General features: G+C 57.5%; 18 protein-coding genes. 6 read left to right on the forward strand and 12 right to left on the reverse strand.

Going from position 1 to position 23260, the window contains the following annotated elements:
- Positions 1 to 25: 25 nt before the first annotated feature.
- Entirely contained in the window at positions 26 to 247 is a 222-nt protein-coding gene (locus J0X03_RS15205) for a cold-shock protein (RefSeq protein ID WP_004928241.1), read from the reverse strand.
- 222 nt (positions 248 to 469) lie between these two features.
- On the reverse strand, positions 470 to 679 hold the full coding sequence (cspE, locus tag J0X03_RS15210; RefSeq protein ID WP_004928244.1) for a transcription antiterminator/RNA stability regulator CspE: 210 nt from the start codon (positions 677 to 679) through the stop codon (positions 470 to 472).
- A gap of 525 nt (positions 680 to 1204) precedes the next feature.
- Between cspE and hglS the strand changes: the two genes are divergently transcribed.
- Positions 1205 to 2611: a 2-oxoadipate dioxygenase/decarboxylase HglS gene (gene hglS, locus J0X03_RS15215; RefSeq protein ID WP_033642565.1), complete on the forward strand. Its 1407-nt coding sequence runs from the start codon at positions 1205 to 1207 to the stop codon at positions 2609 to 2611.
- A 2-nt stretch (positions 2612 to 2613) separates the two neighbouring features.
- On the opposite strand, the gene lpxK is transcribed toward hglS, so the two are convergent.
- From lpxK to ansB, 9 genes are all read right to left on the reverse strand, one after another.
- Positions 2614 to 3594, reverse strand: a complete 981-nt coding sequence (gene lpxK / locus J0X03_RS15220) for a tetraacyldisaccharide 4'-kinase (protein ID WP_160204151.1) — start codon at positions 3592 to 3594, stop codon at positions 2614 to 2616.
- On the reverse strand, positions 3594 to 5342 hold the full coding sequence (gene msbA, locus J0X03_RS15225; RefSeq protein ID WP_033642563.1) for a lipid A ABC transporter ATP-binding protein/permease MsbA: 1749 nt from the start codon (positions 5340 to 5342) through the stop codon (positions 3594 to 3596). Before msbA ends, lpxK begins: the two co-directional genes overlap by 1 nt.
- 35 nt (positions 5343 to 5377) lie before the next feature.
- Positions 5378 to 7609, reverse strand: a complete 2232-nt coding sequence (locus J0X03_RS15230; RefSeq protein ID WP_408987891.1) for a ComEC family protein — start codon at positions 7607 to 7609, stop codon at positions 5378 to 5380.
- Between the two features lie 314 nt (positions 7610 to 7923).
- Positions 7924 to 8208, reverse strand: coding sequence for an integration host factor subunit beta (gene ihfB / locus J0X03_RS15235; RefSeq protein WP_004928264.1), 285 nt, complete (start codon positions 8206 to 8208; stop codon positions 7924 to 7926).
- A 62-nt stretch (positions 8209 to 8270) separates the two neighbouring features.
- On the reverse strand, positions 8271 to 9944 hold the full coding sequence (gene rpsA / locus J0X03_RS15240; RefSeq protein ID WP_004928267.1) for a 30S ribosomal protein S1: 1674 nt from the start codon (positions 9942 to 9944) through the stop codon (positions 8271 to 8273).
- A 184-nt stretch (positions 9945 to 10128) separates the two neighbouring features.
- Complete coding sequence (cmk, locus tag J0X03_RS15245; RefSeq protein WP_004928270.1) at positions 10129 to 10818, reverse strand: (d)CMP kinase; 690 nt, start codon at positions 10816 to 10818, stop codon at positions 10129 to 10131.
- A gap of 266 nt (positions 10819 to 11084) precedes the next feature.
- The gene (gene aroA / locus J0X03_RS15250; protein ID WP_142109628.1) at positions 11085 to 12371 is read right to left on the reverse strand and encodes a 3-phosphoshikimate 1-carboxyvinyltransferase; all 1287 of its coding nucleotides are present in this window, start codon (positions 12369 to 12371) and stop codon (positions 11085 to 11087) included.
- A gap of 113 nt (positions 12372 to 12484) precedes the next feature.
- A complete protein-coding gene (gene serC, locus J0X03_RS15255) occupies positions 12485 to 13570 on the reverse strand; it encodes a 3-phosphoserine/phosphohydroxythreonine transaminase (RefSeq protein WP_033637853.1) in 1086 nt (361 codons plus the stop codon).
- A gap of 303 nt (positions 13571 to 13873) precedes the next feature.
- Positions 13874 to 14920 (reverse strand): L-asparaginase 2, encoded by a 1047-nt coding sequence (gene ansB, locus J0X03_RS15260; RefSeq protein ID WP_033642560.1) that lies wholly within the window; start codon positions 14918 to 14920, stop codon positions 13874 to 13876.
- 148 nt (positions 14921 to 15068) lie between these two features.
- Between ansB and ycaO the strand changes: the two genes are divergently transcribed.
- The 4 genes from ycaO (at position 15069) to pflA (ending at position 21511) form a co-directional block, all read left to right on the forward strand.
- Positions 15069 to 16832: a 30S ribosomal protein S12 methylthiotransferase accessory factor YcaO gene (ycaO, locus tag J0X03_RS15265; RefSeq protein ID WP_033642559.1), complete on the forward strand. Its 1764-nt coding sequence runs from the start codon at positions 15069 to 15071 to the stop codon at positions 16830 to 16832.
- Between the two features lie 460 nt (positions 16833 to 17292).
- Positions 17293 to 18153 carry a formate transporter FocA gene (focA, locus tag J0X03_RS15270; RefSeq protein ID WP_019454548.1) on the forward strand — a complete coding sequence of 287 codons (861 nt, stop codon included), beginning with the start codon at positions 17293 to 17295 and terminating at the stop codon, positions 18151 to 18153.
- Between the two features lie 54 nt (positions 18154 to 18207).
- Entirely contained in the window at positions 18208 to 20490 is a 2283-nt protein-coding gene (gene pflB / locus J0X03_RS15275; protein ID WP_004928286.1) for a formate C-acetyltransferase, read from the forward strand.
- A gap of 280 nt (positions 20491 to 20770) precedes the next feature.
- Positions 20771 to 21511 carry a pyruvate formate lyase 1-activating protein gene (gene pflA / locus J0X03_RS15280; RefSeq protein ID WP_031299859.1) on the forward strand — a complete coding sequence of 247 codons (741 nt, stop codon included), beginning with the start codon at positions 20771 to 20773 and terminating at the stop codon, positions 21509 to 21511.
- Between the two features lie 51 nt (positions 21512 to 21562).
- Here the strand turns inward: pflA and J0X03_RS15285 are convergent, their stop codons facing one another.
- The gene (locus tag J0X03_RS15285; RefSeq protein ID WP_160204150.1) at positions 21563 to 22714 is read right to left on the reverse strand and encodes an MFS transporter; all 1152 of its coding nucleotides are present in this window, start codon (positions 22712 to 22714) and stop codon (positions 21563 to 21565) included.
- A 163-nt stretch (positions 22715 to 22877) separates the two neighbouring features.
- Between J0X03_RS15285 and J0X03_RS15290 the strand changes: the two genes are divergently transcribed.
- Positions 22878 to 23243, forward strand: coding sequence for a DUF1801 domain-containing protein (locus J0X03_RS15290; RefSeq protein ID WP_160204149.1), 366 nt, complete (start codon positions 22878 to 22880; stop codon positions 23241 to 23243).
- Positions 23244 to 23260: the final 17 nt, after the last annotated feature.

The following is a 23260-nucleotide window of genomic DNA, read 5'->3' on the forward strand; positions in this document are numbered from 1 at the left end:
GCACTGGCGAGGAAGGAGGATGCGATCAGAACGCGATAACGTCTGCCGCGGACAGCCCATGCGAGCTGCGATAGATCGAGAACTCAACGTTCTGACCTTCGTTCAACGACTTATTTTTGGTGTTGGCGATAGCGTTGCGATTGACATAGATTTCGTCGCTGCCATCTACCGGTGAAATAAAACCATAGCCTTCGGCCTGATTAAACCATTTCACACGGCCCATTTTTAACACAGTATTTTTAAACATAACTTATATCCTTTTACTTGAGCATCCTTGACAACGTCATTTTTTATATTGTCTGGACGCTACCAGCCCATCCTAAAGTTTTTCGTAACAAACCTCTCGTGAGCAAAAAATTAAAAAACCCGCACTAAGGCGGGCTTGTTGAACTTAATATCTTCCGCATGACTCAGCGCTGAGCGTCACCATGGTTGTATTAAGATCTCTTTATACGCGTTCCCTGTCTTCTTACAGAGCAACTACGTTGGCGGCAGCCGGCCCGCGCGGGCTGTCCTGGATGGTGTACTCGACGCGCTGGCCTTCAGCCAGGGTCTTGAAACCGTCGGTCATGATTGCGGAGAAGTGTACGAATACATCTTTGCCGCCATCGTGCTGCTCAATGAAACCAAAACCTTTGCTTTCGTTGAACCACTTAACTTGACCCGTCTTCTTAGACATTACTTTTACCTTTAAATATATTTACAAAATCTGCCATAAGAGGCAATTGCGGCCATTTCAGAAACATTACTTATGGGAGGTACTTAGAAGGTTCGTCTTTGAAGCGGAATCGGATGATAACGTTTTTGGAGGAACTGCTTAACTCTAAACTCGAACATAAATAGGTCTGGATTACAGGCCGACTTGCATTTACTCATAAAAATGGTGAATGCACAAGGGGTTTATTGCATTAAATTCATAAATACGCCGAATTTATTTTTATCCCTCTGAATATGCATGACTTAATTTAACGCTCGCCGCGGCCGAACCATCGCATTCCCCTCCTCACCGGGGCATCATTTGTCCGTCCGTGCGCTGCAAATGAGAGCTAACGCATAAAACTCTAATATGCTTGCCACGTCTATAACAAATCCCAAATCAGATGGCTAAACTTGAGGGGAAAACAAGGCATACGGCTTTTTCGCCAGCACTTTTGCCGCTAAAAACACTATTTTTCAGATTATGCTGAATCAAGGAGCTATGCGCATGACCGCCCAGCAGTTCGTTTCACCTAATGAAATCCGCGCCAGATTCTCTCACGCGATGTCGGACATGTACCAAAAGGAGGTACCGCTGTACGGCGATCTGCTGGAACTGGTGGCGGAAACCAACCGACAGGTTCTGCGCGAAGATGCCGCACTGGCTCATCAACTGCAAATCACCGGCGAGATCGAACGCCTTGCGATGGAGCGCCACGGCGCGATCCGGGTCGGCACGGCGGACGAACTGGCCACCCTGCGCCGTCTGTTCCGGGTGATGGGCATGGCGCCGGTCGGTTACTATGATCTGTCGGTGGCGGGCGTTCCCGTGCACTCGACCGCCTTTCGCGCCGTACACGAAGACGCCCTGCAAATCAGTCCGTTCCGCGTGTTTACCTCCCTGCTGCGCCTGGAACTGATAGAAGATCCCGCGCTGCGTGAGCTGGCTGAGCGCTTGCTGGCGCGCCGCCGCATCTTTACCGATCGCGCGTTGGAACTGATCGCGCTGCAGGAAGCGCAAGGCGGGCTGAATGAGGTGCAGGCGCAAGAATTTGTCGAACAAGCGCTGGAAACCTTCCGCTGGCACAACCAGGCGACGGTCAGCGCCGAAGAATACCGGCAGTTGCACGATCAGCATCGCCTGATCGCCGACGTGGTGGCGTTTAAAGGGCCGCATATCAATCATCTGACACCGCGCACGCTGGATATCGATCGCGTTCAGCAGGCGATGCCCGCCCGCGGCATTACGCCCAAGGCGGTCATCGAGGGCCCGCCGCGTCGCCGTCGCGCGATCCTGCTGCGCCAGACCAGCTTCAAGGCGTTGGAAGAACGCGTCGATTTCGTCGAGCATGACGGCCGCGTCGTCGCCGGTCATCATACCGCGCGCTTCGGCGAGATTGAACAGCGCGGTGTGGCGCTGACGACTAAAGGAAGAGAACTCTACGACCGCCTGCTGAAGGCCACCAACGATGCGCTGCAGGCGCCGCCGAGCGAGAAAAATGCCGAACGCTATTATCAGCTGCTGGAAGAAAACTTCCGGGCGTTTCCGGATGATTACGCCACGCTGCGCGAGCAACAGCTGGCCTGGTTCCGCTATTTCCCTACCGAATGCGGCCTGGCGGCCAAAGAATCACTGGATAAGCACAGCACCCTGGAGCAACTGATCGAGAAAGAACACGTTCGCTTCCAGCCACTGGTATATGAAGATTTTCTGCCGGTCAGCGCGGCGGGGATTTTCCAATCGAATCTGGGGGACAGCCGCCATACACAGTACAATGCGGCGTCAAGCCGGGCAGCGTTTGAACAAGCGTTGGGCAGTGAGGTGATCGACGAGCTGGCGCTGTATCAGCAAACCCAGCAGCGCTCGCTGGAAGCCTGCGCGCAAGCCTTGGGGCTTGTCACGCTGGCATCCTGAGATTACTTAGACAGCAGGGACTCGATATCCTGCAGCAGTTGCTCAGCCTGAGCGGACGGTAGCACCGCATCAACCGGTAGATACCACCAATTGGGCTGGGCAAAGGCGCGACACTTCACCGCGTCCTTCTCCGTCATCAACAGCGTTTTATCTACATTAACCAACGCCGCCAGCTGCGCCTGCTGATATTCCTGATGATCGGCAAACGCCACTTCCTGCACGACTTCAACGTTCAACTTTTCCAACGTCGCGAAGAAACGCGGCGGATGGCCGATACCCGCCATCGCCACCACGCGCGGCAGCTCGGCCACCGGGCGACGTTCACCGCTCAGCAGGTTCACCGCATCACGCGCCTGCAGACGCATGGCAATTTCCCCGGCCTGCGCCACGCCGCCATTGGCGACACGCGCATCGACACTGCCAAGCCGCGCAGCGCGCTCGCGCATCGGCCCGGCCGGCAACCACCAGCCGTTACCGAACCGACGCACACCGTCGATGACCACCAGCTCGAAGTCACGCTGTAAAGCATAGTGCTGCAAGCCGTCGTCGGTGATGATCACATCCAGCGGCTGTTGTTGCAGCAGAGCCTGCACCGCCTCGGTGCGCTTGGGCGCGATCGCCACGGGCGCCCCGGTACGCTGATAAATCAGCACCGGCTCATCACCCGCCTCGCGGGTCGACGTATTCTGACCCAGCACCAGAGGATAGACCGCTGACTTGCCGCCGTAGCCGCGCGACACCACCCCAACACGGTAGCCCCGTTGCTGCAGGTGCTCCACCAGCCAGATCACCATCGGCGTTTTGCCGTTGCCGCCGGCGGTGAGATTACCCACCACCACGACCGGCACCGGCGAACGCCAACTTTTACGCAGGCCGCAGCGGTAACTGAGGCGGATCAGCCAACTGAACAGGCCATACAGCCACGAGAGCGGCAATAGCGCCAGATAAAGCAGCGAACCGCCGGACCAGATGCGCTCAATCATTATTGACCAAACTGCATGCGGTGCAGCTGCGCATAGGCACCCTGCCGCTCAAGCAACTCGGCGTGCTCACCGCGTTCGACGATGCGGCCGTCTTCCACTACCAGGATCTCGTCCGCCTTTTCAATGGTCGACAGACGGTGCGCGATCACCAGTGAAGTTCGGTCTTTCTGCAGTTCGTCCAGCGCGGCCTGAATGGCCCGCTCGGACTCGGTATCAAGCGCAGAGGTCGCCTCATCCAGGATCAGGATCGGGCAGTCACGCAGCAGCGCGCGCGCGATGGCGATGCGCTGGCGTTGGCCGCCGGACAGCATGACGCCGTTTTCACCGATCACCGTATCCAGGCCGTTTTCCATCTTGTTGATGAAGTCCATCGCGTACGCCATTTCGGCCGCTTTCTCGATCTGCTCGCGGCTGTATTCGCTCTCACGCGCATAGGCGATATTGTTGGCGATGGTGTCGTTGAACAGGTGCACGTTTTGCGAAACCAGGGCCACCTGATTACGCAGTGAGGCCAGGGTGTATTCGCGCAGATCGTGGCCATCCATCAGAATTTCGCCTTCCTGGATATCATAGAAACGCGTCAACAGGTTGGCGATGGTCGATTTCCCCGAACCGGAACGGCCCACCAGCGCTACGGTCTTGCCTTCGGCGATGTTCAGGTTGATATCACGCAGCGCCGGCGTTTCCTTGGACGGGTAGTAGAAGGTGACATTGCGGAATTCGATATCGCCTTTCGCGCGCTTCACTTCGCGGGTGCCGGTATCTTTTTCCTGTTCCATATCCAAAATGGAGAACAGCGTCTGGCACGCCGCCATCCCGCGTTGGAACTGGGCATTGACGTTGGTCAGCGACTTCAGCGGACGCATCAGCGCAATCATCGACGAGAACACCACGGTAATGGTACCGGCGGTCAGGGTTTCCATCACGCTTGGGAAGCTGGCGGCAAACAGCACGAACGCCAGCGCCAGCGAAGCGATCAGCTGAATGATCGGATCGGAAATCGAAGACGCGGAAACCAGCTTCATGCCTTGCTGACGCATGCGGTTGCTGACCGAATTAAAGCGCTCGGTTTCCACCTGCTGGCCGCCGAAGATCAGCACTTCTTTATGGCCTTTCAGCATCTGTTCGGCGCTGGTGGTCACCTGCCCCATCGTGTTCTGCATGTTCTTGCTGATGTTGCGGAAACGCTTGGACACCAGGCGAATGGCAATGGAGACGATCGGCGCCAGCACGATCAGGATCACCGACAACTGCCAGCTGTAATAGAACATCATGATGAACAGGCCAATGATCGAAGCCCCTTCGCGCACCACGGTCACCAGCGCGCTGGAAGAGGAGGAAGCCACCTGTTCGGAATCATAGGTAATGCGCGACAACAGGGTCCCGGTGGACTGTTGATCGAAGAAGGCCACCGGCATTCTCATCATGTGGCCAAACAGGCGGCGGCGCATCTGCATCACCACCATGCCGGAAACCCAGGAAATGCAGTAGCTTGAAACAAAGCTGGTTACGCCGCGCATCAACATCAGCGCGATGACGGCCAACGGCATCCACACCAGCACGCTGCTGTCGGTTTTTCCAAACCCATCGTCCAATAGCGGTTTAAGCAGAGACAGCATCAGCGTGTCCCCCGCTGCGTTCATAATCAACGCAATGGCGGCTACAATCAGCCCGGTCTTAAAAGGAGTGATCATCGGCCAGAGTCGACGGAATGTCTGCCAGGTCGAGAGATCTTTATCATTCATCATGCAAATACCAGCATCGGAAGAAATAGCGGCCTATTTTACTCATTATCACCCTCTACGCCAAACCGCTGATGGTACCAACGGGGCATTAATTGTTCGCGAAAGCCTTTAATTTGCCAATCGTTGTCGAAAAAAAGTACCGATAACTGGCCGGAGCGCGTCGTATCGCGCCATATAATGCCATTTGCCCGGTATCTGGCGACCACTTTACGCGCCGGCAAACGCCATTTGTTGTAACGAGATGCTGACGCCAATGCCGCCTGAGGATTGACCGCGCGCAGAAACGGCGGCGTGGAAGAGGTTCGGCTGCCATGATGCCCTACCTGCAACACCGTCGCCGCCAAGCGATCGCGCCGCAATCGGAGCAGCTGCGCCTCCGCCTTTTTTTCCGCATCACCGGTAAGCAGCAGGCTGTGTTTCCCGTCGTCGATACGGATCACGCAAGAGTCGTCATTGCCCGGCTTTTTACGCGTTTTCGGCGGCCACAGCACTTCGAATTGCAACCCTTGCCAGCGCCAGCGCTCACCGGCGACGCAGGGCAAGTGCCCCTCCCCGCGCATCGGGCTGCGTACCGTAGCCCCTGGAAACGCCCGTCGCACCGTCGGCAGGCCACCGGTATGATCGAGATGATCATGGCTGATAATGATCTGTTCCAATTCAATCCCCCGCCAGTTCAACATTGGCAAAATATGCCGTTCGGCGGCGCTGCCGCCCGGCCAACGCTCGCCGGTATCGTACAGTATTCCCTTGCCGTTTCGCTCAATGACCACCGCCAAGCCGTGCCCGACATCGAGCATATCGACTCGCCAGCGGTATCCCGGCTCTTTTTCCCGCCACAGCACACAGCATATCGCTACCGTCGCCAGCCCCGGTGCATAACGCCGCCACCAATGAAAGCGCCAACAGACGACGATGAGCCACCCCGCCGCGCTGGCCAGCAGCGAGGCAGCCCCCAGATCCACCCAACCGCGTTGCAGGTAATGCAGCGGCACAAACACCCAGTGCAGCGTGAAGTCCGCCAGCCACCATAGCCCGTAGCTTAACGAGGGAAAGAAGCCAAATATCACCGCCAGCAAAATCAGCGGCACCGCCACCAATGAGACAATAGGTACCGCCCACAGATTGGCGGGTAGCGAGGTCAGCGTCAGGCCCAGAAACAGCGCGGCCTGCATCGGCACCAGCAGCAGCGTCATGCCGAGCTGAATATGCAGCCAGCGCACCGGCGCCCAATACCAGGCCGACCGGAATCGCTCACCGAGCGGCGCCCATTCAAACCAAAAAATCAGGCAACCTACCGCCAGCACCGATAGCCAGAAACTGTCTGACAATACCGCCAGCGGATCGCACAGCAAAATCAGCCCGATACACCATAGCCACACCTGCCAGGAAGAACAATGAACGCCGCGCAGGCGCAGCAACACCCACAATGTCATGGCCAACACGGTACGCACCGCCGGCGGCTGGGCGCCCACCAACCAGACATAGATCAGCGTCGCCACCCAGCCCGCGACCAGGGGAAAACGATAGCCAATCAGATGGGAGGGAAGAAAAAACTGCAGCGCCCGCAGCGCAGCCCAGAACAAAATGGCGACCATCGCCACATGAAGCCCTGAAATGGCCATTAAGTGCGCAATGCCGGTTTTCAGCATCAGCGTGCGTAAAGGCTGTTCCAGCGCGGTTCGCTCCCCAAACGCCAGCGCCAACAATACCGCCTTGTAACGCAGCTCACCGATGTTGGTTTCCGCATGGCTGATTATGCGCTGACGCAGGCTACAATCGCCATCCAGCAAACGGGCCTGCCTGACCAGGCCCGTCAACGGCTGGCGCTGTGCGATCGCCCAACGTTGGCTGTCGAAGCCCCCTTCATTGAGCTTGCCGTGCACCGGCCGCAAGCGCAGTTTCAATTGCCAACGCTGCCCGGCGCACAGCCGCTGCTGTTCCGGGGCCCATAGTGTGGTAAACATCAATGCAGGCGCCAGCCAATGGCCATCGATCCGCTCGATACGCATTAGCGTCTGCTTGCTGGCGGCCGGATTCAACGCGATGCTGCTTACCTGCACCACCGCCGTCACTTCCGGCCCGCGGCTCAAACGCTCCATTTGCCCTATCAGGCTTCCGGCATTGAAAACCGCCCACGCGAACCCCAACCCCAGGCAGGCCAAATAACGGCAGAATGGCCTGCGCGTACGCAGCAGTAAACAGACAACAAGCAAAAGCGGCCACAGCTGCCATTGCTCAGGCAACTGCGGTAAAACCAATAGCGGCAGGATGCCGCAGATAACGGCGAATATCGCCAGATCCAGCGAAATTTTGATCGCTTTTCTCCCATCGGCTCCGCCATGAGCAAAGACGCGTCACGGCAAGCAAGCAGGATCATTCAGGCGACACGTCGCCGCCAGCGGGCTTTAACGAAGATGCGCTGAACATGGCAGGATAAGAGAGATCTATGCAGGAGCCACATCGTAAATGCGGCGCAGTACGCAACTCGCTAGCATATCGCGGCGAATTGCAGGCAAAAAAAACGGCGCCTTACAGGCACCGTTTTATATTCTTTTCAAGCAACAACGCTATGAGCAGTCAGCGACTAGCCATAGATATTGGCGCGGTCACGCAACTCTTTGCCTGGTTTGAAGTGAGGAACGTACTTGCCGTCCAGCTCAACTTTGTCACCGGTTTTCGGGTTGCGACCTACACGCGGGGCACGGTAGTGAAGAGAAAAACTGCCGAATCCGCGGATCTCAATGCGTTCGCCCTCGGCCAGCGTAGCGGCCATGTGCTCAAGCATCTCTTTCACTGCATCCTCAACGGCCTTCGCCGGAATATGAGATTGCTGGCCAGCAAGTCTTTCAATAAGTTCAGACTTGGTCATAGTACCTCCAAGCTTTGCAGCTAAACTACCGTATCGGGGCGGTCAGAGACCGCCCCCCGTCATTACTCGCCTTTAGCCGCTTTGAAAGCTTCAGCCATTGCGTTAGAGAAGTTGCCTTCTTCCTGTTTGTTGTTAACAGTTGCGATGGCGTCTTTCTCGTCAGCTTCGTCCTTAGCACGTACGGACAGGCTTACAACGCGGTTCTTACGGTCAACGCCGGTGAATTTAGCTTCAACTTCGTCACCTACGTTCAGAACCAGAGTTGCATCTTCAATGCGGTCGCGAGAGGCTTCAGATGCACGCAGGTAACCTTCTACGCCGCCTGCCAATTCAACTGTAGCACCTTTGGCGTCAACTGCAGTGACTTTACCAGTAACAATAGCACCTTTCTTGTTCATAGACAGGTAGTTATTGAACGGGTCTTCAGCCAGTTGCTTCACGCCCAGGGAGATACGCTCGCGCTCTGCGTCAACTTGCAGAACAACCGCAGCGATTTCGTCGCCTTTCTTGTATTCACGTACTGCTTCTTCGCCTGCAACGTTCCAGGAGATGTCAGACAGGTGAACCAGGCCGTCGATGCCGCCGTCCAGGCCGATGAAGATACCGAAGTCAGTGATAGACTTGATTTTACCTTCAACGCGGTCGCCCTTGTTGTGGGTCTCTGCGAACTGCTGCCATGGGTTGGATTTGCACTGCTTCAGGCCCAGGGAGATACGACGACGTTCTTCATCGATGTCCAGAACCATCACTTCCACTACGTCGCCCACGTTAACAACTTTGGACGGATGGATGTTTTTGTTGGTCCAATCCATTTCAGAAACGTGTACCAGACCTTCAACGCCTTCTTCGATTTCCACGAAGCAGCCGTAATCAGTCAGGTTGGTTACACGGCCAGTCAGCTTGGTGCCTTCTGGGTAACGTTTCGCGATAGCAACCCATGGATCTTCGCCCAGCTGTTTCAGGCCCAGGGATACACGAGTACGCTCGCGGTCGAACTTCAGCACTTTAACAGTGATTTCATCGCCAACGTTGACGATTTCGCTTGGATGCTTAACGCGTTTCCAAGCCATGTCAGTGATGTGCAGCAGGCCGTCTACGCCGCCCAGATCAACGAATGCACCGTAGTCAGTGAGGTTCTTAACGATACCTTTAACTTCCATGCCTTCCTGCAGGTTTTCCAGCAGTTGATCGCGCTCAGCGCTGTTCTCGGATTCGATAACCGCACGGCGAGAAACGACAACGTTGTTGCGCTTCTGATCCAGCTTGATGACTTTGAACTCAAGCTCTTTGCCTTCCAGGTGCAGAGTGTCACGTACCGGACGCACGTCAACCAGGGAACCTGGCAGGAACGCGCGGATGCCGTTCAGCTCGACGGTGAAGCCACCCTTCACTTTGCCGTTGATAACACCGGTTACAGTCTCAGCTTCTTCGTAGGCTTTTTCCAGCGTGATCCAAGCTTCGTGACGCTTAGCTTTCTCACGGGACAGCAGGGTTTCACCGAAGCCGTCTTCAACAGCATCCAGAGCAACGTCAACTTCGTCACCAACCTGGATTTCCAGCTCGCCCTGGGCGTTTTTGAATTGCTCAGCCGGGATGGCAGACTCAGATTTCAGACCGGCGTCAACCAGTACGATATCTTTGTCGATAGCAACAACGACGCCACGAACGATGGAACCCGGGCGGGTTTCGATTTCTTTTAAGGATTCTTCAAAGAGTTGAGCGAAAGATTCAGTCATGTTGTTAATCTTCAGGGTTCTTTAGTTTAACGTCCATTTAGCGTCCCGCCGAATGGGGTTGTTTCACATACCCCGCCATTGGCTCCATGCCGACAGGGTTTAAGGTTACAGGGGTAAAATTTTACCCGATATATTGCGATACCGCTATGACAAATATGACAAAAAGCCAATAGCGCCGCCGCGCTTATTGCTGCGGCAACGCCAACACTTTCTGTGCATACGTCAACGCCTGCCGGATCACTTCTTCAATCGACATGCTGGTAGAATCCAGCACGAGGGCGTCAGAAGCGGGCACCAGAGGCGCGATAGGCCGATTACGGTCACGGTCGTCCCGTTCCTTTATCTCGGCTAAAAGACGTTCAAAGTTAACATTAAAGCCCTTTTCCTGCAACTGCAGCATGCGGCGGTGCGCGCGCTCCTCCGAGCTGGCGTCGAGGAAAATCTTGACCGGCGCGTCCGGGAACACCACCGTGCCCATGTCGCGGCCATCGGCAATCAGGCCGGGGGCCTCGCGAAACGCGCGCTGGCGGCGCAGCAGCGCCTCGCGCACGCGCGGAAACGCCGCCGCTTGCGACGCGGTGTTGCCGACGGTTTCGGTGCGGATCTCATTGCTGACGTCCTCACCTTCCAAAATCACTTGCAGCTTGCCGTCCTGGGCAACGAAGCGAACATCGAGATGTGCGGCCAGCGGAACCAGCGCTTCCTCAGAAGTGATATCCACCTGATGATGCAACGCCGCCAGCGCCAGCACGCGATAGATTGCGCCGGAGTCCAGCAAACGCCAACCAAGGGACTCGGCCAACGCTTTACACAGCGTGCCTTTGCCTGCGCCACTTGGTCCATCAACGGTTATCACCGGGGCTGTAGCCGTCATTTCTCTCTCCTTCAGGTAGAAAACCTCACAGAGACACGGTGCGCTTCGGCTCAAGGCCCGCGCGCCGCACTCTCTGTCACCTGCCCAATCAGGGGCAAATACGGTGGCGTATTATACGCTGCCCTACGGCGATCTGTTACCCTGGAACTGTCCGGTTGTTGAAAATAAGCGCACAACCGCGAAAAAGTATAGAAGAAACGCCGGTCGCCAAAGGTTAAAAACGATAAAGGCCCACAAAGGGGCCTTAAAATAAACGATTTGACGGGTTACGCCGGCTGGCTGATGCGCGCCAGCTGTTCGAAATAGTCCGGGAAGGTTTTCGCGGTGCATTTCGGATCGAGAATGGTGACCGGAGTATCCGACAGCGCCACCAGCGAGAAACACATCGCCATACGGTGATCGTTGTAGGTGCCAATCTCGGCAAACTGCAGTTTGGCCGGCGGCACGACGTGAATGTAGTCTTCGCCTTCGTCCACTTCCGCCCCCACTTTACGCAGCTCGGTGGCCATCGCCGCCAGACGGTCGGTCTCCTTCACCCGCCAGTTGTAGATATTGCGAATGGTGGTCGGCCCCTCGGCGAACAGCGCTGCGGTGGCGATGGTCATCGCCGCGTCCGGAATGTGGTTCATGTCCATGTCGATGCCGCGCAGTTCACCGCGGCTGCATTCGATGAAATCGTCGCCCCAGGTAATGCGCGCGCCCATTTTCTCCAGCACGTCGGCAAACTTGGTGTCGCCCTGCACGCTTTTGCGGCCGATGCCGGTCACGCGCACGGTGCCGCCTTTGATAGCCGCCGCCGCCAGGAAGTAAGAGGCGGAAGAAGCATCGCCCTCAACCAGGTAATCGCCCGGCGCGAGATACGTCTGACGCCCCTGGATATGGAATACCCGGTAGTTGTCGTGGCTCACCGATACGCCGAAGGTGCGCATCAGATGCAGCGTGATGTCGATGTACGGCTTGGAAACCAGCTCGCCCTTGATGTGGATCTGCGTATCCTGCGGCGCCAGCGGCGCGGTCATCAGCAACGCGGTCAGGAACTGGCTGGAGACGCTGCCGTCAACGGTGACGTCGCCGCCCTGGAAGCCGCCGCGCAGGCGAATCGGCGGGTAATCGGTCTGCTCGAGGTAATCAATCTGCGCCCCGCCCTGGCGCAACGCGTCCACCAAATGGCCGATCGGGCGCTCTTTCATGCGCGGTTCGCCGGTCAACACCACGTCGCCTTCGCCGAGGCACAGCGCCGCCGCCAATGGGCGCATCGCCGTCCCGGCGTTGCCGAGGAACAGTTCCAGCGGCTGGCCGGCCACCAGCGGCCCGGCCACGCCGGTCACTTCGCACACGGTGCGATCGGCGGAAAGCTGATAGTTCACGCCCAACGTCTGCAGCGCGTTCAGCATATGACGCACGTCGTCGCTGTCCAGCAGGTTGGTCAGCCGGGTCGTTCCTTTCGCCAGCGCCGCCAGCAGCAGAGCGCGGTTAGAAACGCTCTTGGAGCCGGGTAAGTTGACGGTGCCATTGACCAGGGCGACCGGGTGTAACGTCAGGGAATCCACCATGTGAACAAAACTCTCCAATTCTGATAAACGAAACGGCTCCGGAATAATGCCGGAGCCGCTTTAATGCAAAAGGACAACAGCCTGAGCAGCCCGCGTCGGGCGGGCTGACGGAATCAACCGTGACGACGTTCGAAGTCGGCCATGAAGTCGGTCAGCGCCTGCACGCCGGCCAGCGGCATGGCATTGTAAATAGAAGCGCGCATCCCGCCAACTACCCGGTGGCCTTTCAGCGCCTGCAGGCCGATGGCTTCGGCTTCGCTGAGGAACACCTTGTCCAGCGCCGCATCGGCCAGCTGGAACGGCACGTTCATCCAGGAACGGTTGGCGATCGCCACCTGGCTGCGGTAAAAGTCGGATTTATCGATGGTCGCGTACAGCAGTTCGGCCTTGGCCTGATTGCGTTTTTGCATCTCCACCAGGCCACCCTGCTCTTTCAGCCATTTGAACACCAGCCCGGACAGGTACCAGGCGAAGGTTGGCGGGGTGTTGAACATCGAGTCGTTTTCGGCCAGCACGGTGTAGTCGAGGATCGACGGCACTTCTTTGCGCGCCTTACCCAGCAGATCGTCGCGTACGATCACCAGCGTCAGGCCGGCCGGGCCGATATTTTTCTGCGCGCCGGCGTAAATCACGCCGAAACGGCTGACGTCGAGCGGGCGGGACAGGATGGTCGAGGAGTAATCGCCGATCACCACCTTGTCGCCGAAGTCCGGCGTTTCATCGATGGCCACGCCGTCGATGGTCTCATTCGGGCAATAGTGGACATAGGCCGCGTCGTCGCTGAGCTGCCACTCTTTCATCGGCTTGATGCCGCTCAGGCCGTCGATACGGGTTTTCACGTCGATGACGTTCGGGGCGCAATACTTTTCCGCTTCCTTGATGGCGCTGTGCGCCCAATAGCCGCCGTCGATATAGTCGGCGGTGGCCTTGTCGCCCAGCAGGTTCAGCGGCAGCGCGGCGAACTGCGCGCGGGCGCCGCCGTGGCAAAACAGCACTTTATAGTTGGAGGGGACTTTCAGCAGATCGCGCAGATCCTGTTCCGCCTGCTCGGCAACGGCGATGAATTCTTTGCTGCGGTGACTGATCTCCATCACTGACGTGCCCAGCCCGTGCCAGTTGCACAGTTCCTGTTCCGCACGACGCAACACTTCTACCGGCAGCATCGCCGGGCCAGAGCTAAAATTATAAACCTGAGTCATTTCCCCTCACCACATTCACTGTTCGCCGCAGAAAAGCGACCTGTCGAAAAGACGCCCGAAGTTAACGCTCGCGTTAACCAACCCATCGGTTTTATCACTCACGCCCCATGGCTGCAACGCTTATTCGCCCGTCGGCGGCAAACGGCCGCGCCGGGTGATGACAGGCTCTGCGGCCGTCGCGATTGTTTGGACGATAAAACCCTGCGACATGGGGAAATTCAGCGGGTTAACGCGGTGTTTTATGCTGTATTCAGCCAAGATGGCTGCGGGAGCCCCGGTCGGCCCCCGCAGAAGAGAAAGCGATCAGTACTGATTGAACATCTGCTGGATTTGCTTCGCATCTTTGGTTTGCGTCAACGCCAGCTGCAGCAGAATGCGGGCCTTTTGCGGATTCAGCGTGCCGGCGGCCACGAAGCCGTACTTGGCGTCGTCCACTTCCGCATCCTCGGTGGTGGCGCCGGTCGGCACGCGCGAAGAACGCACTACCGCCACGCCGCTGTGCGCCGCCGTCGCCAGGGTGTCGAACACGGTTTTATACAGGTTGCCGTTGCCGACCCCGGCGCTGACGATGCCCTGGTACCCTTCGGCGATCAACGCCTTGACCGGCGCATCGGAGGCGTTGGCGTAGTTGTAAATGATGCCGACCTTCGGCAGTTCGTTCAGCTTGCTGACGTCGAACGGCGTCTCCCGGGTGTGCTTGCGCTGCGGCGAACGCTGATAATCGATCTTGCCGTTGTGGATGTACCCCAGCGGGCCGAAGTTCGGCGACTGGAAGGTCTGCACGGCGGTGGTGCTTGTTTTGGTGACATCTCGTGCGTCCAGCACGCTGTCGTTCATCGCCACCAGCACCCCGCGGTTGGCCGATTGCGGATCCGCCGCCGTCACCACCGCGTTATACAGATTGAACGGGCCGTCGGCGCTCATCGCCGTCGCCGGCCGCATCGCCCCGACCAGCACTACCGGCTTGTCGCACTTCACCGTCAGATCGAGGAAATAGGCCGTCTCTTCCAGCGTATCGGTGCCGTGGGTGATGACGAAGCCGTCGGTTTTGCCGCAGTCGGCGTCAATTTTCTTCGCCAACGTCAGCCAGACCTGATCGTTCATGTCCTGCGAGCCGATGTTAACCACCTGCTCCCCCTGCACGTTGGCGATGTTCTTCAGCGCCGGCACCGCATCGACCAGCGCCTCGACGCCCAGTTTGCCCGCGGTATAGTTGGATTTCGTCGCCGAATCGCCGCCGCCGGCGATGGTGCCGCCGGTCGCCAGCAGGGTGATGTTGGGCAGCGCCAGCGCCGAGGCGCTGACGCCGGTCAACAAAAGGGTTAACACGCTGAGTTTCACTGATTTCATTAGATTTCTCCGTGACAGATAACTCGCTGAATTATGGCCTTTATCCTTAAAAAAACTGTGACTTTGCCGCCGCTTTAGGAATACGTGGAGCTCCAGCGTAAAACCCCGTATCATTGCGCGTTTTTAGTACGCGCAAAAAGTGAAGACAATGACGCAAACTTTTATCCCCGGTAAAGACGCCGCCCTGGAAGATTCCATCGCCCGTTTCCAGCAGAAACTGAGCGATCTCGGTTTCAACATCGAAGAAGCCTCCTGGCTGAACCCGGTGCCGCACGTATGGTCGGTGCACATTCGCGATCGCGATTGTCCGCTGTGCTTCACCAACGGCAAAGGCGCCAGCAAAAAAGCCGCGTTGGCCTCTGCGCTGGGTGAATATTTCGAGCGCCTGTCCACCAACTACTTCTTCGCCGATTTCTATCTGGGCAAGCAGATCGCCGAAGGCGACTTCGTGCACTACCCGAATGAGAAATGGTTCCCGATCCCGGCGGACGATGCGCTGCCGGCCGGCATCCTCGACGAGCGTCTGCATGCCTTCTACGATCCGCAACAAGAGCTGAGCGCCAGCGATCTTGTCGATCTGCAGTCCGGCAATGCCGATCGCGGCATCTGCGCGCTGCCGTTCACCCGTCAGTCCGATCAGCAAACGGTATACATTCCGATGAACATCATCGGCAACCTGTATGTTTCCAACGGCATGTCCGCCGGCAACACCGCCAACGAAGCGCGCGTGCAGGGCCTGTCGGAAGTGTTCGAGCGCTATGTGAAAAACCGCATTATCGCCGAATCCATCAGCCTGCCGGCGATCCCGGACGAGGTGCTGAACCGCTACCCGGGCGTGGTGGAAGCCATCGCCAAGCTGGAGGAGGAAGGTTTCCCAATCCTCTCCTACGACGCCTCGCTGGGCGGCAACTACCCGGTGATCTGCGTGGTGCTGTTCAACCCGACCAACGGCACCTGCTTCGCCTCGTTCGGCGCGCACCCGGACTTCGGCGTGGCGCTGGAGCGCACGGTGACCGAACTGCTTCAGGGCCGCAGCCTGAAAGATCTCGACGTGTTCACCGCGCCGACCTTCGATGACGAAGAAGTGGCGGAACACACCAACCTGGAAACGCACTTCATCGACTCCAGCGGCCTGATCTCTTGGGATCTGTTCAAGCAGGACGCGGACTATCCGTTCGTTGACTGGAACTTCAGCGGCAGCACGCAGGAAGAGTTCGCCACCCTGATGAGCATCTTCGACAAAGAAGACGCGGAAGTGTACATCGCCGACTACGAACACCTGGGCGTCTACGCTTGCCGCATCATCGTGCCGGGCATGTCCGATATCTACCCGGCGGAAGACCTGCTGCTGGCCAACAACAGCATGGGCGCGCACCTGCGCGATACGCTGCTGGCGTTGCCGGGCAGCGAGTGGGAGCCGGAAGAATACCTGGCGCTGATCGAGCAGTTGGACGACGAAGGGCTGGACGATTTCACCCGCGTACGCGAACTGCTGGGCATTGCCAGCGGCAAAGACAACGCCTGGTATACCCTGCGCGTGGGCGAGCTGAAGTCGATGCTGGCGCTGGCGGGCGGCGATCTGGATCAGGCGCTGATTTGGACCGAATGGACGCAGGACTTCAACGCCTCGGTGCTGAGCCCGGCGCGCAGCAACTACTACCGTTGCCTGCAAACGCTGTTGCTGCTGGCGCAGGAGCCTGAGCGCGAAGCGGCGCAATACTATACCGCGTTCGTGAAAATGTACGGCCAGGAAGCGGTGGACGCGGCCTCGGCCGCCATCAGCGGTGAAGAGCGCTTCAACGGGCTGTTCGCCGTCGATGCCGATCTGAAGGCGTTGCCGGCCCATCAGGCGCTGCTGGCGGCCTACGAGAAGCTGCAGGCGGCCAAGCGCCGTCACTGGGCCAAGGCCTAATCGCCATTGGGGGTGCCGCCACTTTTGGGGTACCCTCCCCGGTCAAACGCCGCACTGCGCTGCGGCGTTTTCATTTTGCGGTTTATTTCAACGCATTCTGTTTTATTTTCCCGCAGGAAAATAGGCGGTTAAACGAGCATAAGAATAAATAAACCGGCGATTGTTGCCGGACGGTGAAATAATAATTAACCGATAATTAAACTTTCAGCGACGAACGGCGACAAAACGCCTAAAAATTTAACTTTAACACCCTCGGCACACCGGGTGAATTCAAAAAAAATTGCAAACATTAAAAAATTGTTTTTTGTTTAAATTCAATTAATTAGACATAAAAACCACACTAAAAACATGCCATTTTGGCGCTCTACTTCCCCGCCATATGATCCAAATCAAATTTTCCCCTATACTGCTTTGCTAGTATCTCATTGCGTTGTTTTAACCCTTAAGAGCGAGAGTTAGTTTGAAAACTGACAGCCCATTCGATCTGATTTTACCTGCGGCAACGGCGAAAATCGCTGAAGATGCCGGCGTGTATAAAGCCACCAAACATCCGCTGAAAACGTTTTATTTGGCGATCACCGCCGGTGTCTTCATTTCCATCGCCTTCGTTTTCTACATTACGGCGACCACCGGCACCGCCGGCGTGCCTTTCGGGCTGGCGAAACTGGTCGGCGGCATCTGTTTCTCTCTCGGGTTAATGCTGGTGGTGGTGTCGGGCGCCGACCTGTTCACCTCTACCGTGCTTATCGTCATCGCCAAGGCCAGCGGCCGCATCAGCTGGGGCCAACTGGGCGCCAACTGGCTGAACGTTTATCTCGGCAACCTGGTCGGCGCGCTGTTCTTCGTGGCGCTGATCTGGTTCTCCGGCGAGTATATGGTCGCCAACGGCCAGTGGGGCCTGAATGTTCTGCAAACCGCGGACCACAAGCTGCATCACACCTTTATCGAAGCCGTCTGCCTCGGCATTCTGGCTAACCTGATGGTCTGCCTGGCGGTCTGGATGAGCTACTCCGGCCGTACCCTGACCGACAAGATGCTCGCCATGGTGCTGCCGGTCGGTATGTTTGTCGCCAGCGGCTTCGAACACAGCATCGCCAACATGTTTATGATCCCTATGGGCATCGTGGTCAAACACTTCGCCACGCCGGAGTTCTGGCAAGCCGTAGGGGCGGTACCTGAGCAATTCGCTCATCTGACAGTAAGCAACTTCATCATCGACAACCTGATTCCGGTCACCATTGGTAACATCATCGGCGGCGGTCTGCTGGTTGGGTTGACTTACTGGGTAATTTATCTGCGTGGGGGCCGCGAACAGCACTAAGCTGTGAGTTACCGCGCGCAGAGTTAGAAATCCACAATCAAAGGTAGGTGTACAATGACCGAACTTAACGAGAAATTAGCCAACGCTTGGGAAGGTTTCAGCAAGGGTGACTGGCAGAATGAAGTCAACGTTCGTGACTTCATCCAGAAAAACTACACGCCTTATGAAGGTGACGAATCCTTCCTGGCTGGCGCAACTCAAGCCACCACCACCTTGTGGGACAAGGTTATGGAAGGGATCAAACTGGAAAACCGCACTCATGCGCCGGTTGATTTCGACACCAACGTTGCTTCAACCATCGTTTCTCACGACGCGGGTTACATCGCCAAAGAGCTGGAAACCATCGTGGGTCTGCAGACCGACGCCCCTCTGAAACGCGCGTTGATCCCGTTCGGCGGCATCAAAATGGTCGAAGGTTCGTGCAAAGTGTACGGCCGCGAACTGGATCCGCAGCTGAAAAAAGTGTTCACCGAATACCGTAAAACCCACAACCAGGGCGTATTCGACGTTTACACCAAAGACATCCTGAACTGCCGTAAATCCGGCGTGCTGACCGGTCTGCCAGACGCTTACGGCCGTGGCCGCATCATCGGCGACTACCGCCGCGTGGCGCTGTACGGCATCGACTTCCTGATGGCCGACAAGCTGAACCAGTTCAAATCGCTGCAGGAAAAACTGGAAAACGGCGAAGACCTGGAAATGACCATCCAGCTGCGCGAAGAGATCGCTGAACAGCATCGCGCTCTGGCTCAGATCAAAGAGATGGCCGCCAAATACGGTTACGACATCTCTGGCCCGGCCACCAGCGCCCAAGAAGCGGTGCAGTGGACCTACTTCGGCTACCTGGCCGCGGTGAAATCCCAGAACGGCGCCGCCATGTCCTTCGGCCGCGTGTCCACCTTCCTCGACGTGTTCATCGAACGCGACATCAAGGCGGGCAAACTGACCGAAGAGCAAGCGCAGGAACTGATCGACCACCTGGTGATGAAACTGCGTATGGTGCGCTTCCTGCGTACCCCTGAGTACGATGAACTGTTCTCCGGCGACCCAATCTGGGCGACCGAATCCCTGGCCGGTATGGGCGTCGACGGCCGTACCCTGGTCACCAAAAACAGCTTCCGCTTCCTGAACACCCTGTACACCATGGGGCCGTCGCCGGAGCCGAACATGACCATCCTGTGGTCTGAGAAGCTGCCGCTGAACTTCAAGAAATTCGCGGCGAAAGTGTCCATCGACACCTCTTCCGTACAGTACGAAAACGACGACCTGATGCGTCCTGACTTCAACAACGATGACTACGCCATCGCCTGTTGCGTCAGCCCGATGATCGTCGGTAAGCAAATGCAGTTCTTCGGCGCCCGCGCCAACCTGGCGAAAACCATGCTTTACGCCATCAACGGCGGCGTTGACGAGAAACTGAAAATGCAGGTCGGCCCGAAAGAAGCGCCGATGATGGACGAAGTGCTGGACTATGACAAAGTCATGGCCCGCATGGACCACTTTATGGATTGGCTGGCCAAGCAGTACGTGACCGCGCTGAACATCATTCACTACATGCACGACAAGTACAGCTACGAAGCTGCGCTGATGGCGCTGCATGACCGTGACGTTTATCGCACCATGGCTTGCGGCATCGCCGGTCTGTCCGTTGCGGCCGACTCCCTGTCCGCCATCAAGTACGCGAAAGTCACCACCATTCGCGACGAAGACGGCCTGGCTATCGACTTCAAAGTGGAAGGCGAATATCCGCAGTTCGGTAACAACGACGCCCGTGTCGATGACATCGCCTGCGACCTGGTGGAACGTTTCATGAAGAAAATTCAGAAACTGCGCACCTACCGCAACGCGGTACCGACCCAGTCCGTACTGACCATCACCTCCAACGTGGTGTACGGCAAGAAAACCGGTAACACCCCGGATGGCCGCCGCGCAGGCGCACCGTTCGGTCCAGGTGCCAACCCGATGCACGGTCGCGATCAGAAAGGTGCAGTAGCCTCCCTGACCTCGGTAGCCAAACTGCCGTTTGCCTACGCGAAAGACGGGATCTCCTACACCTTCTCCATCGTGCCTAACGCGCTGGGTAAAGACGACGACGTGCGTAAAGCCAACCTGGCGGGCCTGATGGATGGTTACTTCCACCATGAAGCCTCCATCGAAGGCGGTCAGCATCTGAACGTCAACGTAATGAACCGCGAAATGCTGCTGGATGCGATGGAAAATCCTGAGAAATACCCTCAGCTGACCATCCGCGTTTCCGGTTACGCCGTGCGCTTCAACTCGCTGACCAAAGAGCAACAGCAGGACGTCATTACTCGTACCTTCACTCAAACGATGTAATAACGCCGACCGGGCGGGAAACCGCCCGGTGCCAACGTCGGGGCCGGTTCTGCCGGCCCTTTTCTCCCACCGCTCTCCCCTGACTCTGTGCGAGTCTGTTTTGCCGGACATCTATACTGAATGGATAGCCGGCAAAACAGTTATCCGGCAACTGACCGGCCGACAGGCATCATTACCCCCGGTGGCGGATCCCCCGCCGCTGCATCGCAGATACCTGGCCGGCGGCCACGCGCCTATTTTTAGACTGCGTTTGACAGTCCATATTGGAGAAAACCCCGCAATGTCAGTAACTGGTCGCATCCACTCCTTCGAATCCTGCGGCACCGTCGATGGGCCCGGGATCCGCTTTATCGTCTTCTTCCAGGGCTGCCTGATGCGCTGCCTCTATTGCCATAACCGTGACACCTGGGACACCCACGGCGGTAAAGAAGTGACCGTCGAAGAGCTGATGAAAGACGCGGTGGCCTACCGCCACTTCATGAACGCTTCCGGCGGTGGCGTGACCGCGTCCGGCGGCGAGGCGATCCTGCAGGCTGAATTCGTGCGCGACTGGTTCCGCGCCTGTCATGCCGAAGGCATCAACACCTGCCTGGACACCAATGGCTTCGTGCGCCGCTACGATCCGGTGATCGACGAATTGCTGGACACCACCGATCTGGTGATGCTGGATCTGAAACAGATGAACGACGAGATCCACCAGAACCTGGTCGGCGTCTCCAACCACCGCACGCTGGAATTCGCCCGCTATCTGGCGAAACGCAACCAGCGCACCTGGATCCGTTACGTGGTGGTGCCGGGCTGGTCAGACGACGATAAATCGGCGCACCTGCTGGGCGAGTTCACCAAAGACATGACCAACATCGAGAAAATCGAGCTGCTGCCTTACCACGAGCTGGGCAAGCACAAATGGATAGCGATGGGGGAAGAGTACAAACTGGACGGCGTACATCCGCCGAAGGCCGAGACCATGGATCGCGTCAAAGGCATCCTGGAAAGCTACGGCCACAAAGTGATTTACTGACTGACGCAGCGCCAAAGAAAAAACCGGCTCATGGCCGGTTTTTTTTTATGCTCAGGCGGCGGCGAACGGCGTGTGATGGCGATCCGGCTTCTGCTTTTTCAGCAGCATCAGCAGGTAAACCAACGCCACGGCGGCTATCATCACGAACAGCACGCGGTCGGAATAGTTCTGCATCAGCAGCGCCGTCATCGATGGGCCCAGCAAGCTGCCGATGGTATAACTCATCAGCAGCGCCTGGTTCATCGCCACCAGTTCGTGCGGCATTGCCTTCTCACAGGCCCAGGACATCGCCACCGGATACAGGGTAAAGCCGGCGCAGCCGAGGATGAACAGTGAAGGCGCCATGGCGTAGTTGCCGAGCATCGCCACGCTGGCGAGGATCACCACAAACACCTGAATGCGCAGCACCAGCAGGCGCCCGTAACGATCGGCCAGGCGCCCGACAGGCCATTGGCCGACGATGCCGGAGCTGACCAACAGCGCCATCCAGTAGCCGACGTTAGCGTCGCTCATGCCCTGATGAGAGAGATACAGCGGCATCAGGCCATACAGCGAGCCGAGCACGATGCCGGAGATGATGCAGCCGTTGATGCCCAGGCGCGCGCTGCGGCGTCTCAACATTGTCCATACCGCCGCCTGCTGCGGCTCGTCTTCATGGCGGTTGACCCGCGCAAACAGCATCGGCAGCATGGCGCTGATCACGATCGCGATCACCCACGGCACCACGTGCAGCAATTCGGTCGAGGTCATGCTCAACAGTAACTGGCCGGTCACCGTACCGAGGTAATAGACAATCATATAGGCCGCCAGCAGCTGGCCACGGTTGCTCAAATTGCCGCTGCGCAAAAGCGCGCTCTCCACGATCACCCAGATCCAGGCACACCCGACGCCGGCGAAGAAGCGCCAGCCCAGCCAGCTCCAGAAATCGATCGACAGCACCATGCCGGCGGTCGCGGCGGCGAACAGCAAACAAGAGAGATGATAGCTGCGGGTGAAGCCAACGCGCTGGATCAGTTTGCCCGCTACCAACGTGCCCAACAGGTTACCGCTGAAATAAGAGGAGCTGACCATTCCCACCTGCCAGGTTGACAACTGAGCATGGGTTAACCAAAGAGGCACTAACGTATTCAAAACGGCAATGGATACCGTGAGCAGCAAGAGGCCGCAGAGCAATAAGAGCACTGGGCGGGAGTATGCGGACATAGTGAAATTGTGACCGAACGCGCAATGAGAGTGCGCGCATCATGCCACTGGCGATAAAAAAGTCAATCGCCTCTTATCATTCCACCGCACGATTTGTTTCCAGCTAACCGGCTGAAAAAGCGCTATGCTCAGCGCAGAGCGGATTTAACGATGGGGAAGCAAGATGAGTCAGGCAAATGATGCTGCGGTCGAAACCTTGCTGGCAGACATCGGCAGCACGCACGGCGAGCTGCTGGAGATCGTACAACAGGTGCGCCGGGTCGCTGCGGCGAGCGGCAGTGGCATCACCGAATCGGTCAAATACGGCGGCATCATGTTCTCGCATAGCCAATTTTTCTGCGGCGTTTTCGCCTATCGCCACCACGTCACGGTGGAGTTCGGCCACGGCTACCGGCTGGCAGACAGCCATCATCAGCTCGAAGGCAGCGGCCAGTATCGGCGGCACATCAAACTCCACTCGCCCGGCGAGGTGAAAAGCAAGCATCTGGCAGACTACATTCAACAGGCTTACGCGCTGGCGACAGACTGAATTCTCGACATAAAAAA

Source organism: Serratia ureilytica (assembly GCF_017309605.1).
Classification (GTDB): Bacteria; Pseudomonadota; Gammaproteobacteria; order Enterobacterales; family Enterobacteriaceae; genus Serratia; species Serratia ureilytica.

Excerpts from the sequence above, each read along its gene's own strand:
- J0X03_RS15205 (WP_004928241.1), bottom strand. The coding sequence starts at position 247 with ATGTTTAAAAATACTGTGTTAAAAATGGGCCGTGTGAAATGGTTTAAT.
- cspE (WP_004928244.1), bottom strand. The coding sequence starts at position 679 with ATGTCTAAGAAGACGGGTCAAGTTAAGTGGTTCAACGAAAGCAAAGGT.
- hglS (WP_033642565.1), top strand. The coding sequence starts at position 1,205 with ATGACCGCCCAGCAGTTCGTTTCACCTAATGAAATCCGCGCCAGATTC.
- lpxK (WP_160204151.1), bottom strand. The coding sequence starts at position 3,594 with ATGATTGAGCGCATCTGGTCCGGCGGTTCGCTGCTTTATCTGGCGCTA.
- msbA (WP_033642563.1), bottom strand. The coding sequence starts at position 5,342 with ATGATGAATGATAAAGATCTCTCGACCTGGCAGACATTCCGTCGACTC.
- ihfB (WP_004928264.1), bottom strand. The coding sequence starts at position 8,208 with ATGACCAAGTCTGAACTTATTGAAAGACTTGCTGGCCAGCAATCTCAT.
- rpsA (WP_004928267.1), bottom strand. The coding sequence starts at position 9,944 with ATGACTGAATCTTTCGCTCAACTCTTTGAAGAATCCTTAAAAGAAATC.
- cmk (WP_004928270.1), bottom strand. The coding sequence starts at position 10,818 with ATGACGGCTACAGCCCCGGTGATAACCGTTGATGGACCAAGTGGCGCA.
- aroA (WP_142109628.1), bottom strand. The coding sequence starts at position 12,371 with ATGGTGGATTCCCTGACGTTACACCCGGTCGCCCTGGTCAATGGCACC.
- serC (WP_033637853.1), bottom strand. The coding sequence starts at position 13,570 with ATGACTCAGGTTTATAATTTTAGCTCTGGCCCGGCGATGCTGCCGGTA.
- ansB (WP_033642560.1), bottom strand. The coding sequence starts at position 14,920 with ATGAAATCAGTGAAACTCAGCGTGTTAACCCTTTTGTTGACCGGCGTC.
- ycaO (WP_033642559.1), top strand. The coding sequence starts at position 15,069 with ATGACGCAAACTTTTATCCCCGGTAAAGACGCCGCCCTGGAAGATTCC.
- pflB (WP_004928286.1), top strand. The coding sequence starts at position 18,208 with ATGACCGAACTTAACGAGAAATTAGCCAACGCTTGGGAAGGTTTCAGC.
- pflA (WP_031299859.1), top strand. The coding sequence starts at position 20,771 with ATGTCAGTAACTGGTCGCATCCACTCCTTCGAATCCTGCGGCACCGTC.
- J0X03_RS15285 (WP_160204150.1), bottom strand. The coding sequence starts at position 22,714 with ATGTCCGCATACTCCCGCCCAGTGCTCTTATTGCTCTGCGGCCTCTTG.
- J0X03_RS15290 (WP_160204149.1), top strand. The coding sequence starts at position 22,878 with ATGAGTCAGGCAAATGATGCTGCGGTCGAAACCTTGCTGGCAGACATC.